The sequence below is a fragment of the Mycoavidus cysteinexigens genome (assembly GCF_003966915.1).
Classification (GTDB): Bacteria; Pseudomonadota; Gammaproteobacteria; order Burkholderiales; family Burkholderiaceae; genus Mycoavidus; species Mycoavidus cysteinexigens.
The window spans coordinates 1,401,166-1,416,870 of sequence record NZ_AP018150.1 but is presented as its reverse complement, the minus strand read 5'-3'; the positions used below and the strand labels follow the sequence as shown (position 1 = coordinate 1,416,870).

Here is a 15,705-nt window from a genome sequence, read left to right as displayed (position 1 = left end):
AAATGTCTTCCTTACTTGAGAATTTAGGCTGGAGTTCGCCGGCTTGACTAAAAAAACTCAAAAAATTTCTTGCATAATTTTTCTCGCCTTCTATAGTTGGAAACACGTGATGGAATTTAGAGGGAACCTTCGTTTAGAAGGTATCTTCGTTTTTAGGGTTCCAGCCGTGTGTAGTCATTGTCATCCGTCTGCGGTGGGGGCGGTTTATTTTACTTATGAGAATGAGGAAGAAAACATGACCAATAGCAAAGAAAACAAAATACAAGAGATCCAATTACAAGACGAAACTCTGAGCGAGTTTTGTGCTTCTGAAGCAACCATGGGTGGTTCAGGACAATATAGAGAAGCGGGTGTTGGCCGATTCCTATAAAGATGGACTGATCGTCTAACGAATGCCAGGCGAGGATTTTAGAAATAAATAAATGGCTTGCCGGGTATTTTTTCAACGAAGAAAATAAGGAGAAAACCATGATTAAGAATCAAGAGCTCAATCAAGATATCCAGTTAGATGATGAAGTGCTGACGCAAATTTGTGCTTCTGAAGCAACCATGGGTGGCTCAGGACAATATAGAGAAGCGGGTGTTGGCCGATTCCTATAAAGATGGACTGATCGTCTAACGAATGCCAGGCGAGGATTTTAGAAATAAATAAATGGCTTGCCGGGTATTTTTTCAACGAAGAAAATAAGGAGAAAACCATGATTAAGAATCAAGAGCTCAATCAAGATATCCAGTTAGATGATGAAGTGCTGACGCAATTTTGTGCTTCTGAAGCAACCATGGGTGGCTCAGGAAAATATAAAGAAGCGGGTGTTGGCCGATTCCTATAAGAATCATCGGCTTATAACTTAGGGTGACGCCAGACCAGGCACTTAAAAATAGATCAAGAGCTTGTGTCTGGCGTTTTGGGAAGACAACCAGATAAAAAAAGAATAGATGCCTCATCATTTGATGCCCAATATTTTGGGGGCTTGTTTTTCAGGGCAAATTATTGTGCTCGACGTGATCCGGGACCGGTATGTCGTTTTGTCGCATGGGCAGTCAGCCGCAGTTGCGCCTTATCTTGGCCTTGATTCGGCCTCTTTTGAAGCGAATGGTGCCCCCAATAGAGGGATTCTGCAGAAATTAATTGATGCTCATTTGGTAACCGCGCAAACGTTTGCAGCAGTCGATCCCAAATTAAATGCAGTCAGCCCATCTCCGCAAACGGGTGGGATGTCCGCAAACGGGTGGAAGTTGGCGGACAATGCTTTTGAGAATCGGCCCGCTTGGAGCTGGATCACAAGAGCGCTGCTTGATCTGAGGGCGGCACACAAGCACGCTACAAAGCGGGGACTCACTGGAATTTTGCAACTCTGCACTCAAGCTATTCGGCAAAATGAGTTGCGTTTTGGTGAAACAGAAGAATATACGCCTTTTGTAAATGCGCTCAATTGGGCGTGTTTATTTTATCCGAAACCCACTAAATGTCTGGAGTGGTCTGCCGCGCTAACGCTTGTGTGTGCGCGTGCGGGTTTGGCGTCAAAGCTGCTTATCGGCGTCCAATCTTTCCCATTTTATGCGCATGCGTGGTCAGAAACTAACCATGCAATCATTGGCGACAGTGCTTTGAGAAGAGAAGAGCTGTCCGTCATTCTTGAATTTCCAACTCCGCACTTGGAACTCCCCTATGACTGTTCTCGGCATCGTGTATCCCACCACACAGGAGCTTTTAACGCCAAACCGGGATTGGGTTTTAACGCATGATAACAGCGGCCGGCTAGCCGGCGCGTTATGGCAGGAGGCAGATGAGCGCCATAGTCTGTCTACACTGTATCGGGAAGATGAAGCGTATTTCTATGGCTTTTATGGACAGGCGTTTTCAAAGCGAGACAATACTGAAATTAATCAAAATGATTTGCGTGAAATTACTTTAAAAGGCCCGTCTTTATTAACCGCTAAATTTTGGGGGCGGTATTTATTTGTCTGCTTTGATAAGGTAGCCAAGAAATTTATTTGCTGTTGTGATCCGAGTAATCAGTGGGCAATCTATTGGTCGTGGTCTGAGCGCCACGGGTTGTTGTTTTCAGACTCTATTACTTGCCTGCATCAGGCGCTCAAGGATCTGGGCGAGAGCCCAACATGGAATGCCTCGTTTTTTACTACCTGGCTGCGCACGGGTTCCATCCAAAGTGGCGAGATGCCGTTTGAGCGTATCTCAGAGCTGCCGCCAGGATGCGCGATTTTCTATACGCATGGGCATCAGCCAGAAATGTTGCCGGTTTGGAATCCGTTGGCGAGCGCTACGAAGGAGTTAGCCTCGCAAAATCCGTATGAAATTTTGAAAAACTATTTGAGCTTGCAGATGACAAGCCATGAGAGGCCGGTATTAGAGCTTTCAGGCGGCTTGGAGTCGAGCTCGGTTTTACTGGCGTTGCGCGCGGTAGCGCCGGCTCAGCAGCGGATTGCTTGTGCGCATTATTACAATTCAGCGGTTGGCTCATCTAACGAGCTTGAGCATGCCCGCCGCGTCGCCCAAAGCGCAGGGGCTCAGCTTGGTGAAATTGACACTGATGTTTTGTCGTTCGCGCCCGTCAAACATCTCCCGCGGGTTGCCAAGCCGCATATCCGATATTGCTTGCTGGCCTTTAATCAGCATTTTGCGAGTCGGCTCGAGGAACGTGAAAACAGTGTTCTGATTAGCGGACATGGCGGGGATTCGTTGTTTCTAGCGCCTCCGCCTTTTGGCGTGCTGGCGGATGCAATGCTCACATTGCGTTGGCGGCATCTGTTTCGGATTGCGCTGGATTTGGCGTTAATCCGCAGAACATCGCTGACCCATATTGCGTGGCAGGCTTTCAAGGCGGCCTTTTCTGCTGACCCTTCTGAGGGCGTGAGCGGCGCTTTCGGGTTGATGTCTCGGGAGGCTGAACTCAAACCACTGGATGGTCGCTCTCATTTGCACCCGTTTATGCAAAAAACTAAGCTCCGTCTGCCGGGCAAGCTATATCAATTATTCCTGGCCTATTTGTCGCTAGATGATGTAAGAACACCGGCGTATCCATTCAAAAAGGGGACGCATTACCCTTTTCTGTGTCAGCCAATGGTTGAATTTGCGCTGTCGATACCCAGCTATCGTCATTTTGACGGCCCTCATAATCGGATTATCGTGCGGCAATCTGTTTCTGAGGCAACCGGCTATACGCATCTTTGGCGGCGCAACAAAGGGGAAACCTCTGGCATCGATTTGCTCGGCATACGTCAACATAAGGAGCATGTGATGGCGCACTGTCTTGACGGTTTTCTGGTGAAGCAAGGGTATATTGACCCAATTAAAACTCGTACTGCAATCCAGGAAAGTTGCAAAGGCCGCAGCGAGTATTTTATGGATATTCTGCATCTTTATGCAGCGGAACTTTTTATTCAAGGATGGCAATAGCCCATGAAATTACCCAAAGCTCCTAAAGTCTTCAAGGCGCTTCGTTTTTTGTTGCGTTGCTTATGGACGCATGAGCGGTATGCGCGGTGGCAGGTGATTGCAGCCACTGGGTGTACCGGATTTTCAATTGGTCTGGCCGTGGTTACGCCGGTGCTGCTGAAATTACTGATTGACGATTTTTCTAATTTATCGACTTCATCAATTACCGCTTATCTGCTGTGCATCGCTTATGGTTGTGCATGGTTTTTCTCGCAGGCATTACGGCGTAGCGAGCAGTATCTGGTGACGGCAATTAATGAGCGCGTTAAACGGACGATCACCGTCAATTATGTAAGCCAGGTGCTCAACCGTCCCGCTGCTGCGCTAAGTGATCACCAAAGCGGCGCTTCAGCGAGCGAGGTGAGCCGGGCTCAAGACAGTGTGATGCGCGCCCTGATTGGGATTTTTTGGCATATTGCGCCACTTTGCATTGAAATTTGCTTAGCCTGCATTGTCGTATTTTCGATGTTTGGCGCGGTTTATGCGCTTGTCCTGCTCGGCTTTTTATCAGCTTATCTGTATTCCACGACTTTGACGACTTCATATTATACGGGCTTACAGCGTAAGAAAAATCTGGCCTCAGACCAGGCTTCAACTTTTTTGATTGATACCCTCACGCATGCTGATACGGCCAAAGCGTTTTCAAGTGAAGCGGGCGAACTGGTGCAGCTTGACCGCGCTTACCAGGCTAGAGAACAGGCGAGCGTCCAACTGGCTCGTAAAATGGAAATCTTTGGCGTGCTGCAATTACTGATTGTTGGCATTGGACTCACGACGCTAACGAGTCTAGCGTGCCGGGATATTTTTGCGCAGCGGCTTACCGTGGGCGATTTCGCGCTTTTAAATGGTTACCTTTTGCAATTCACCCTGCCATTGAGTTCTTTTGGCTATGCAATCCGCGAAGCACGGCTTGGTTTGTTCAATCTCGAAGAGCTGCTGGATAAATTGACTACCCGTTGGGATTTCAAATCTACTAGCCCTGCGCTATTTGAGCGCGCGCCATCGATTCAATTTAAGCGCGCGAGTTTTAGCCATGCTCCGGGTAAATACGTTTTGCGAGAGGCAAGCTTTTCCGTTCCAGCCGGCGCTTTTTGTGCGATTGTCGGCCCGACCGGCGCTGGCAAGTCGACCTTGATGAAACTACTGTTGCGTTTATATTCCCTTGAGAGCGGAGAGATTTTGATTGATGGCCGACCAATTGAATCTTTTTCTGAGGGAAGGCTGCGCCAATCGGTCAGTTACGCCACGCAGGACGCGCATTTGCTAGACCGGTCGCTACGCGACAACATCTGTTTTGCTTGTCCGCAAGCATCCGACGCAGAACTTGCGCGGGCCATCAGCACGGCCGCGCTCACGCCAGTGATTGCGGCGGCAAAGGCTGGGCTCGAGACTCAAATCGGTGAGCGCGGCAATAAACTTTCAGGAGGGGAGCGGCAGCGTGTCACGCTGGCCCGCGCACTGCTGAGGCAAAGTCACTTGCTCCTGTTAGACGAACCCACAGCGGCCCTCGATGGACAAACTGAAGCAACGATTTTCAAGCATTTGCATGAACGGTATCGCCAAACCACCCGACTTGTCATCGCGCATCGGCTGTCAGCCATCCAACATGCGGATTTGATCTTAGTCTTAAAAGATGGCGTGATTGCTGAGCAAGGCACGCATGATAGTTTGTTGGCGCAAAATGGCATCTATGCGAGCCTTTGGCATAAACAGGTTGGGTCCCCTATGCGTGAACAGCATCAGGTGATAAGCCTTTGCTAAACAATAAAAAATTGACGCAAGCTTAGAGGTCACTCCAAGGCGATCGAAAAGACCGGTTTCAGCCGCTACATAATTCGAGCGCATTATATGTATTTGCATCAAAAATTAAAGGAATAAAGATGAAAATATTTAACTCGGCGTTACCAGTAGCCACCACGCGAAACCTAGGTGAAATTTATTTAGTGCAAGCTCGCGTTCAGAAAGAACTAGAAAATTTTACTGTAGCGTTGCCTCTATACGATCAAGCAAAAGAAACTCTGATGTCGCTTATGAACGTAAAAGAGGCGTTGAGACAAGCGCAAGATCCAAAGTCATTAACAGATGAGGCATTGCGAGGGATGCTGGCGGATGCCTATTTCGAGCGCGGGGAAACCTTGGCTCGTTTAAATTTAATTGACAAGGCCCGCGCGAGCTATCTTAAAGCTGAAAAATTTGGTCACCCTAAAGTCAAGCATAAAGAAGCTTTGCTCGTATCGAATCATAGCTCTCTCTCCAGTAGTGTAGGGCGTGGGCATTTTAAGTCGTTATCAATGACTTTCTCTGCGTCGTCTAATTTGAGCGCTCTCTCAGTTCACGCGAAGGCGTCTGACAACTCAGGAGCGGCGAATCTACCCTCCTTACAATTTTTTCCCAAAGATCCCCCTGCCTCGGTCGTGAAAGATCCTATTTCGGCAGTGGGTGAGCGCCTTCTTAGCACTCAGCACTTAGCCTATTGCCTCAACTCCTTACTACCGAATCCACAAGAAACTTCAGGCCCGAAGTTCTCAAAAGAAGCCGAGGAGCAAGCAGAGGAAAGGGAGCGTTTGTACAGACTTGCCGATGACACCATCGCCTCTTTTCTGGAAGACAAACTTAAAAGTGCATCGACTGTAGCCGAAATTGTAGCTTTAGCCCCGGTCCTGAAAGAAAATTCTTTTAGAAGATTGCTTGGTCATTTTATTGATGGGATCCGTAACGCGACTCTTTTAGAATTCAATTTATTAGATGGCTTACCCGAAATCATCCGCGGCGCAGCTCCTAACTATTTACGAGAAGACGATTTAGTCAAAATCTTAGATATTTTAAACCAACGCCTACAAGACACATTTAGGGACAGTACCGCTAACATCTATCACTTAACGTGCGCCGTATCGCGCGTGTTAGATGCGATGGCCGATAGCAAAATTGCAGGCTTAAATCGAGAAACGCTGCACGCGCCCTTATTAAATTATCTAAAAAGCCTGCAGGGCCACTCAAATCCGTATCTGGTGTATCAAGCGGCTTACGCGTGTGAAGCGCTAAAGCACGTTCCAGATGATGAAACACGTTGGCAGGGTGGCATGCGCCGGGCACAAGCCCTCATCAAAGGGGCGTCAGGCCTAATAAGTGCGGCGAAAGGTTTTGATTTGAATAAATTCTTAGATAGTTTTATGGATATTCAAGCTGGCTTTGAAGGTCTTGGCGGGCTATTTGAAACGGTTAGTGATGCTTATGACCAGGTTACGTCTTTAGTAGACAGTGGGCAATCCTTTGGCGACTGCCTTAAGGAGGCTTTGGATTTTAATCTAAAAGGTGCTTGGTATGAAGTACTCCGTGGCATAGATGAACTACTACAGCAGCAGTGTTTAACTGGCCTTGAGAAACTGGTGATGCGTCAAAAAGCCTTTTGCCGTCAGCATCAAGCTTTTCAATGGGGTTTAAGCGAACGCTTAGGTCAATTGGCGGCCAATCCGCATTTGGAAGATGAAATTCGTCAAGGTGCCTTACGTTTTTTGGGGGATCTTTATACGAACGATGCGCAATGGGGCCAGCAAGTCAACCTAAAGCAACGGATTATTCAAATCATTAAAGAGTTGGAGGGGACGGCTTCTCCATTAGCTGAGGCCGCGAAACAGCTTTTAGGCGAGCTATCGCAGGTAGGGGATGTTAAAAAGCAAGCTCTATTTCAAGCATGCCAAGAAAACCCAGCGAGTCCTTATCCTCTTTTTACGGAGCCCCCATTGCCTGCTTCACCCAGCCTGCTTGACCGAGCTCAGCATAAGCCTGAAGTTGAAGCGAGTTTACGCAAGTTGCAAAAAAGGCGAAACGCGGGCTGGCAAACGGATGAAGCATTGTATATCTCGCCTCGAGGCAAAAAAGATCTTCACGCGGCTGAAACCTTCAAATTAGAGCCGGCGGTGCGTACATTTCTGCAAAGTAAGCAACAAGTGTTATTACAGTTAGGGGATTCAGGTGCGGGTAAATCGACCTTTAACCGTGCTCTCGAAGCCCAATTATGGAAAGAATATAAAAAAGGGGCACGCATTCCTTTACTGATTACATTGCCCGATATCGATAACCCAGTGCATCAGCTGGTGGAACAACATTTGCGCAATGAATTGTTCAGTGAGCTGCAAATTCAAGAATTAAGAGCGAATCACTCATTTGTTTTTATTTTAGATGGCTATGATGAAAGCCAGCAAACCCAAAATCTATATCAGAGCAATCGCTTCAATCAGAAAGGGCAATGGCGAGGCAAGGTCATTATTGGCTGTCGTACCGAATATTTTGGAGTCGATGATCGAGGGCGCTTTGAGCCGGATGACCCAAAGCAGTTACAGGAAATTGTGATTGCCCCCTTTTCAAGCGAAGAGATTGATGCGTATTTAGCGGCCTATGTGAAAGTCAACCCGCTGGGTTGGTCAGTTGCACGTTATCAAGAGGCATTGCAAACAATTTCTAATTTAAAAGAATTAGTTCGTAATCCTTTTCTATTGCGGATAACACTAGAAGTGTTACCTAATTTAGTGAACCAAGGGCAAGTTTTGTCTACGAGGGGTTTAACGCGGACCGCCCTTTATGACCAGTTCGTTGAGCACTGGTTTGAGCGTGCGAAACAACGCTTTTTAACAGAAAAAACGCTAGGCAGTCATGAAAAGCAAGCCTTTGAAGAGTTGATTGATGAGGGTTTTACGCGAAATGGGATAGCGTTTGTCAAGGCACTAGCGATTCAACTCTATGAAAGACAAGGTGGTAGCCCAATCGTAAGATATGTGCGTTTTGAAGATAAAGGGACGTGGAAAGAGGAGTTTTTTGGTTCAGGAGCTGAACAGCGAGTATTGCGAGGGGCTTGGCCATTAAACCGTAATGGAGATCAATATCAATTTATCCATAAATCATTGCTGGAATATTTTGTGGCGCGCGCGGTGTTTGAACCAAAAAGTACCGTGGGCAATGTAGAGACCGGGGCGGCGCCGCAACAGACTTTGTCTCGCCGGGGCAGCGTGAATTCTATGCTAAGCGTTGATACCGAAATTGACGTGAGCGAAGCTGTAAGCGACATAACGCCTTTGTCCGACTCCTTGTTAGCGCGAAAGAATCTGGTCAAGGAACCCGCGATCCTACAGTTTTTAGCTGAACGCGCGCAGAAAGAACCCGCATTGCGAAAGCAACTGCATGCATTAATTGATCATTCAAAAATTGACTCAGATGCTTGGAAGAAAGCGATTGCTTTAAATCAAAAAATGGCGACCTTAGCGATCAAGAAAGCAGCAGCTAACGCGATTACGATTTTGGTCAAAGCGGGTGTACCGTTTACTAAGGCTGATTTAAAAGGGATCCAGGTACCCGGGGCGGATCTGAGTTTTGGAGTATTTGATTCAGCGCAGTTGCAAGGCGCGGATTTAAGAAAGGCCAATCTTCGCGCGATTTGGTTGCGCGCCGCGAATTTAAGCGGAGCACAGATGGCTGGCATACGGTTCGGAGAATTACCTTTTCTCCAAGAAGATAGCAGGGTAAATTCCTGTGCGTATTCGCCGGATGGTAAACGGTGTATCGTAGGTCTTAATAGCGGCAAGATCAACGTGTATTCGACTTCAGATTGGGAAAAAGTCTACACTTTAGAGGGACATGCTGAAATTGTTTCAGGCGTGGCGTATGCGCCAAGCGGCGAACAGATCGTCTCGGGGAGTTGGGACAAGACGGTGCGTCTATGGGATGCGCAAAGTGGCGCTCTCAAGCGTACCTTAGAAGGACATGCCGCTGCTGTTAGTAGTGTGGTGTATTCGCCAAGTGGTAGGCAGATTGCATCGGGTAGTGAGGACAAGACGGTGCGGCTGTGGGACACGCAAAGCGGCGCCCTGACGCACGTCTTAGAGGGACATACCGGCGGCGTTTTGAGTGTGGTGTATGCGCCAAGTGGCGCACAGATCGCTTCAGGCAGCCGAGACAAGACGGTGCGGCTGTGGGACGCGCAAAGCGGCATCCCTGGGAACATCTTGGAAGGACATACCGCCGTTGTTTTGCGCGTGGCGTATGCGCCAAACGGTGAGCAGATCGCATCGTGCAGCGATGACTTTACGGTGCGGCTGTGGGATGCCCAAAGTGGCGTCCATGGGCACACTTTAGAAGGACATTCGTCGTCTGTTTTGAGCGTAGTATATTCACCCAGCGGCAAGCAAATCGCCTCGAGCAGTTGGGACAAGACGGTACGGCTGTGGGATGCGCAAAGCGGAAGACTTCGGCGCGCCTTAGAGGGACATGCCGCCGCGGTGTGGAGCATAGCGTACTCGCCGAGCGGCGAACAGATCGTCTCGGGGGGGGAGGACAACGCAGTGCGGCTGTGGGACGCGCAAGGTCGAACTCCTAGGCACACTTTAGCAGGACATATCGCCGCTGTTTGGGGCGTGGCATATTCACCGAGCGGGTCGCAGCTCGCTTCGGCCAGTAGAGACAATACAGTGCAATTGTGGGACGCGCAAAGCGGCAACCATGGATATGTCTTAGAAGGACATACCGCTCCTGTTCTAAGCGTAGTGTATGCGCCAAGTGGTGAGCAACTCGCCTCTGGCAGTGATGACAGTACGGTGCGACTGTGGGACGCACAAAGCGGTGCCTATAGGCATGTCTTAAATGGGCATACATCCGCGGTTTTGAGCGTAACTTATTTATCAAGCGGCGAGCAGATCGCTTCGGGTAGCTGGGACCAGACGGTGCGGCTGTGGGACGCGCAGAGTGGAGTCCTTCTGCACACCTTAGAAGGACATACCGCCGCTGTTTGGAGCGTGGCGTACGCGCCGAACGGGGAGCAGCTTGCCTCAGGTAGTGAGGACCAGACGGTGCGGCTGTGGAATGTGCAAAGCGGCACGCCCGGGCGCACCTTAGAAGGACATGCCGCTGCTGTTTGGAGCGTGGCGTATTCGCCGAACGGCAAGCAGATCGCCTCGGGCAGTCTTGACACCACTGTACGGCTGTGGGACGCGCAAAGCGGCATGCCCGGACACACCTTAGAAGGACATGCCGAAGTGGTTTATAGCGTAATATATTCACCGAGCGGCGAGCAGATCGCCTCGGGGAGCTTAGACCATACAGTGCGTCTGTGGGAGGCGCAATCGGGGCAGTGTCAAATGATGATTCAAGATTGCGGGCCGGTCAAAAGTCTTGCCTGGAGAGAGGTTTCCGGCAGCCACTATGTTGGAGTGGGCAGTTTGGATAATTCTGTGCGGCAATGGGAGGTGACAAAAGTAGAGGAAGGGTATCAGCCGGTTTTCTGCTGGAGTTCAACGCATAGTTTTTTGACAGTCAAGGGGACACTCATCAAAGGGGTGCGTGGGCTGGACCGAACCAGCATGGAGTTGTTAAAGCAACGCGGCGCGGTAGTTGAGCATCTCTAAGCTTATTCGGGAAGCCGGGGTACTGGGTGCTCTAGACCCAGAGCAAGGTTGCGGATTGCTTTATGGTTTTGAGACATGAGCTAATTATTCGCAAGCTTCCGTAAACGCGTTTATGGGATTCATTAAGCGCCAGGCCGACGCACGTATCACGGATTTCACTAAGCTCCATCAATCAAGTAAAATGGTCGCTTTTATTCCTCTTCTCAGCACATCGAATGACAATTAAATCCGACCAATGGATTCGGCGCATGGCCGAAACGCATAAGATGATCGAGCCATTTTCAGCGCACCAGATTCGTACCGATGAACACGGCAAAAAAATTGTCAGTTATGGTACGTCAAGCTACGGCTACGATATTCGGTGTGCAGATGAATTTAAAATCTTCACGAATATCAACTCAACCATCGTCGATCCGAAAAATTTCGATGAGAAGTCGTTTGTTGATTTTAAGGGAGACGTGTGTATTATTCCGCCCAATTCGTTTGCGCTGGCGCGTACGGTTGAATATTTTCGGATTCCGCGCAGTGTGTTGACGGTTTGCTTAGGCAAATCGACCTATGCACGCTGTGGCATTATTGTTAATGTGACGCCGTTTGAGCCAGAATGGGAAGGTTACGTAACGCTGGAATTTTCTAATACGACACCGCTGCCCGCCAAGATTTATGCGAATGAAGGCGTGGCGCAGGTATTATTTTTTGAGAGCGACGAGGTATGTGAAGTCTCATATCGTGATCGTGACGGAAAATATCAAGGGCAAAGCGGCGTGACTTTGCCTAAAGCTTAATCGTTTAAGGTGCGGCTTGGGCCGCTGAAGTTTGCACCAAACGCTGTGTGCTGGCTATGCTGGGCAGATCTATCATGTATGCATGCCTTGACACTCTCTATCCTCGTCTTTGAGAAACCCCTTTAATGAAATTCCGTTTTCCCGTCGTTATTATCGATGAAGATTTTCGCTCCGAAAACATTTCGGGCTCTGGTATTCGTGCACTGGCTGAGGCGATTGAAGGCGAGGGTATGGAGGTGCTTGGCTTAACCAGTTATGGTGATCTGACATCCTTTGCGCAGCAGTCAAGCCGTGCCTCGTGTTTCATTCTTTCGATTGATGATGATGAAATCAGCGCCAGCGGCGTGGATGAAAATGGCGAGATTGTGCATGCCTTGATTGCCTTACGCGCGTTTATTGCCGAAGTGCGTCGACGTAATGCGGATTTGCCGATTTTTCTATATGGCGAGACGCGGACCTCACGACATATTCCAAACGATATATTGCGTGAGCTGCACGGTTTTATTCATATGTTTGAAGACACGCCGGAGTTTGTCGCGCGCCATATTGTGCGTGAGGCGAAAAGCTATCTTAATTCACTGGCGCCGCCGTTTTTTCGCGCCTTGACTCATTATGCGGCGGACAGTTCATATTCATGGCATTGCCCAGGACACTCAGGGGGTGTGGCCTTTTTAAAAAGCCCAATTGGTCAGATGTTCCATCAGTTTTTTGGTGAGAACATGTTGCGTGCTGATGTGTGCAATGCAGTCGATGAATTAGGCCAGCTACTCGATCATACGGGTCCAGTTGCTGCTTCAGAGCATAACGCAGCGCGCATTTTTAGTGCCGATCATGTGTTCTTTGTCACGAATGGCACTTCGACTTCTAATAAAATTGTCTGGCATGCAACCGTTGCGCCCAATGATATTGTTTTGGTGGACCGTAATTGCCATAAGTCGATTTTACACGCGATTACGATGACCGGAGCCATCCCCGTATTTTTGACGCCTACGCGAAATCACTACGGGATTATCGGACCCATTCCACGGGATGAATTTAAGCCAGAAAACATTCGTCGCAAAATTGAAGCCAACCCGTTTGCGCGTGAGGTGCTCAAGCAAAATCCTCTGGTGCGGCCACGGATCTTGACCATCACGCAAAGCACTTATGATGGGGTGGTGTACAACGTTGAAATGATTAAAGAGCTGTTGGGAGATCTGCTGGACACGTTGCATTTTGACGAAGCTTGGTTGCCACATGCAGAGTTTCACCCTTTTTATCGGGATATGCATGCCATCGGGGCAGGCCGCGCTCGCACCGGCGCACTAGTGTTTGCGACGCATTCAACGCATAAATTATTGGCCGGAATTTCGCAAGCATCGCAGATTGTCGTGCAAGATTCCGAGCATTGTTCTTTCGATCGACATCGTTTTAACGAAGCCTACCTGATGCACACTTCGACCAGCCCGCAATACGCCATCATTGCATCATGCGATGTGGCCGCCGCCATGATGGAGCCGCCTGGCGGCACGGCGCTGGTTGAGGAATCGATTGCTGAGGCGCTGGATTTTCGGCGTGCTATGCGCAAAGTGGGCGCTGATCATGAGGCGGATTGGTGGTTTGAGGTGTGGGGGCCAGACGCCTTAGCTGAAGAAGGAATTGGCGACCGTGAAGATTGGATGCTAGCGCCGCATGATCGCTGGCATGGCTTTGGCGAGCTTGCCGAAGGGTTTAATATGCTAGACCCGATCAAGGCGACAATTATCACGCCTGGGTTGAATGTAGATGGAGAGTTTGGCGCAAGCGGCATTCCCGCGGCGATCGTGACCCGTTATCTGGCCGAGCACGGCATTATTGTTGAAAAAACCGGGCTCTATTCTTTTTTCATCATGTTTACGATTGGCATTACCAAAGGCCGCTGGAATAGCATGGTGACCGAGCTCCAGCAATTTAAGGATGATTACGATAGTAATCAGCCCCTATGGCGTATCTTGCCGGAGTTTGTCGCGCAATATCCGGCGTATGAAAAAGTCGGCCTGCGTGATTTGTGCCAGCGGATTCACACGGTCTACAAGTCGAACGATGTGGCGCGCATGACCACCGAGATGTATCTATCCAATATGGAGCCGGCGATGAGGCCGGCGGATGCGTTTGCCAAATTGGCGCACCGCGAGATTGATCGGGTTCCGATTGATGAGCTGGAAGGCCGGGTCACGAGTGTATTATTAACGCCTTACCCGCCGGGCATTCCGCTACTCATCCCAGGCGAGCGTTTTAACCGCGCGATTGTCCGTTATTTACAATTTGCGCGTGAGTTTAATCAGCGTTTCCCAGGTTTTTATACGGATATTCATGGCCTGGTGACTGAGGTTGTGGATGGGCGCGCAGTTTATTTTGTCGATTGCGTGCGCAGCTCATAATGCGCTATCCGCTCGCTGTGCAGCGGATAGCGGGCGGGCTAGATTAAGTTGTATAGAGCGCCTTGCGCGCCACATTGAGCGCCTGTTGCACTTGTTCTGGCGCAGTACCGCCCGGATGTTGGCGGCTCGCTACTGAGCCTTCAAGCGTTAGGTAGCTAAATACGTCTGGCTCGATTAATGCGACATGGGCTGGCAAGATATTGCGTAATTCATCCAGCGTAAGATCGGTCAGGTTACAACTGCGCTCGACACAAATCCGTACAGTATGCGCAACGGCTTCATGCGCATCACGAAACGGCACGCCGCGCTTGACTAAATAATCGGCTAAATCGGTGGCAGTGGCATACCCTTGTAGCGCTGCTGCGCGCATGGCTTCTGGCTTGACTTGAATGCCGGCGACCATGTCTGCAAAGATGCGTAAGGTATCCACTAAAGTGTCAACGGTATCGAAAAGAGGTTCTTTGTCTTCTTGATTGTCTTTGTTATAGGCTAGAGGTTGCCCTTTGACGATGGTTAATAATGCAATCAAGTTGCCATTGACGCGGCCGGTCTTGCCGCGCACGAGCTCGGGAATATCGGGGTTTTTCTTTTGCGGCATGATGGAAGAGCCGGTACAAAAACGGTCCGGCAAATCAATAAAAGCCACGCGCGGGTTCATCCAAAATACCAGCTCTTCAGATAAACGCGAGAGATGCGTCATAATCAGAGAGGCCACTGACACGAACTCAATAATAAAATCTCGATCAGAGACGGCATCGAGAGAATTTGCGCACAATTGATTAAAGCCGAGTAATTCAGCAACCCGCTGTCGGTTAATCGGATAGCTGGTGCCGGCTAGAGCAGCCGAGCCTAAGGGCAGGGCGTTAACGCGTTTGCGGCAATCCAGTAAACGTTCGCTATCGCGCGTCAACATTTCAACATAAGCCAGTAAATGGTGGCCGAAAGTGACGGGCTGAGCCACTTGTAAATGGGTAAAGCCAGGCAAAATCGTAGCTACGTGCGGTTCGGCAAGCTCGATGAGAACCCGCCGCATTTCGATCAGCAATTTGTGGATTTGATCTATTTCAGCGCGTAGCCAGAGCCGCATATCGGTCGCAATTTGATCATTGCGCGAGCGGCCAGTATGCAAACGTTTGCCCGCATCGCCAATCAGTGTCGTAAGACGCGCTTCAATATTTAAGTGAACATCTTCTAAAGCAATTTGCCAGTTGAATTCACCGCGTTCTATTTCGCCGCGGATTTGCGTCATCCCGCGTTTGATGTCGTTAAAATCGTCCAGGCAAATGATTGCGCATTCCGCCAGCATGGTGGCATGCGCAAGCGAAGCTTCAATATCGACGAGGGCCAGCCTTTTATCAAAAAAAACGGATGCAGTATAGCGCTGGACAAGTTCGGGTAACGGTTCAGAAAAACGAGCCGACCACGCTTCGACTTTTTTATCAAGTTGAGAGGTCATTGAGATCGCAAATAGAGAGGGAGGGCTAGCTAGCCCAACAAACTTAAAAATTTGCTGAATTATAGCAAGAGCTTGGCTGAAAGAAACAAATAGGCCAGTTTGGGGCTCTCAGGGGGATGCGCGCGCCCTGTGGGTCAAACTGGCGCAATTTAACTTATAATTTAAATCTGTTAATTTATGGCAATTAAATTTCTTTGGAATTAATGTCTAAAACTAC

General features: G+C 49.3%; 9 protein-coding genes. 8 read left to right on the top strand and 1 reads right to left on the bottom strand.

Going from position 1 to position 15,705, the window contains the following annotated elements:
* The first annotated feature begins 235 nt into the window (after positions 1 to 235).
* The 8 genes from MCB1EB_RS12600 to MCB1EB_RS05805 all read left to right on the top strand — a co-directional run bounded on the left by MCB1EB_RS12600 (position 236) and on the right by MCB1EB_RS05805 (position 14,032).
* Positions 236 to 370: a burhizin family lasso peptide gene (locus MCB1EB_RS12600; RefSeq protein WP_313790318.1), complete on the top strand. Its 135-nt coding sequence runs from the start codon at positions 236 to 238 to the stop codon at positions 368 to 370.
* A gap of 98 nt (positions 371 to 468) precedes the next feature.
* Complete coding sequence (locus tag MCB1EB_RS12390) at positions 469 to 600, top strand: burhizin family lasso peptide (RefSeq protein ID WP_232034089.1); 132 nt, start codon at positions 469 to 471, stop codon at positions 598 to 600.
* A 98-nt stretch (positions 601 to 698) separates the two neighbouring features.
* Positions 699 to 830, top strand: coding sequence for a burhizin family lasso peptide (locus tag MCB1EB_RS12385; protein WP_232034088.1), 132 nt, complete (start codon positions 699 to 701; stop codon positions 828 to 830).
* Positions 831 to 936: 106 nt separating this feature from the next.
* A complete protein-coding gene (locus MCB1EB_RS05830; RefSeq protein ID WP_045362191.1) occupies positions 937 to 1,746 on the top strand; it encodes a lasso peptide biosynthesis B2 protein in 810 nt (269 codons plus the stop codon).
* The gene (locus tag MCB1EB_RS05825) at positions 1,670 to 3,418 is read left to right on the top strand and encodes an asparagine synthase-related protein (RefSeq protein ID WP_045362194.1); all 1,749 of its coding nucleotides are present in this window, start codon (positions 1,670 to 1,672) and stop codon (positions 3,416 to 3,418) included. The genes MCB1EB_RS05830 and MCB1EB_RS05825 overlap by 77 nt, the downstream gene beginning before the upstream one ends.
* A 3-nt stretch (positions 3,419 to 3,421) precedes the next feature.
* Positions 3,422 to 5,218 (top strand): ABC transporter ATP-binding protein, encoded by a 1,797-nt coding sequence (locus MCB1EB_RS05820; RefSeq protein ID WP_045362196.1) that lies wholly within the window; start codon positions 3,422 to 3,424, stop codon positions 5,216 to 5,218.
* A gap of 5,845 nt (positions 5,219 to 11,063) precedes the next feature.
* The gene (dcd, locus tag MCB1EB_RS05810; protein ID WP_026920555.1) at positions 11,064 to 11,633 is read left to right on the top strand and encodes a dCTP deaminase; all 570 of its coding nucleotides are present in this window, start codon (positions 11,064 to 11,066) and stop codon (positions 11,631 to 11,633) included.
* 125 nt (positions 11,634 to 11,758) lie between these two features.
* Entirely contained in the window at positions 11,759 to 14,032 is a 2,274-nt protein-coding gene (locus tag MCB1EB_RS05805; RefSeq protein ID WP_045362198.1) for an arginine/lysine/ornithine decarboxylase, read from the top strand.
* Between the two features lie 43 nt (positions 14,033 to 14,075).
* Here MCB1EB_RS05805 and argH read toward each other — a convergent pair whose 3' ends face one another.
* Positions 14,076 to 15,488 (bottom strand): argininosuccinate lyase, encoded by a 1,413-nt coding sequence (gene argH, locus MCB1EB_RS05800; protein ID WP_045362200.1) that lies wholly within the window; start codon positions 15,486 to 15,488, stop codon positions 14,076 to 14,078.
* Between the last annotated feature and the right edge of the window lie 217 nt (positions 15,489 to 15,705).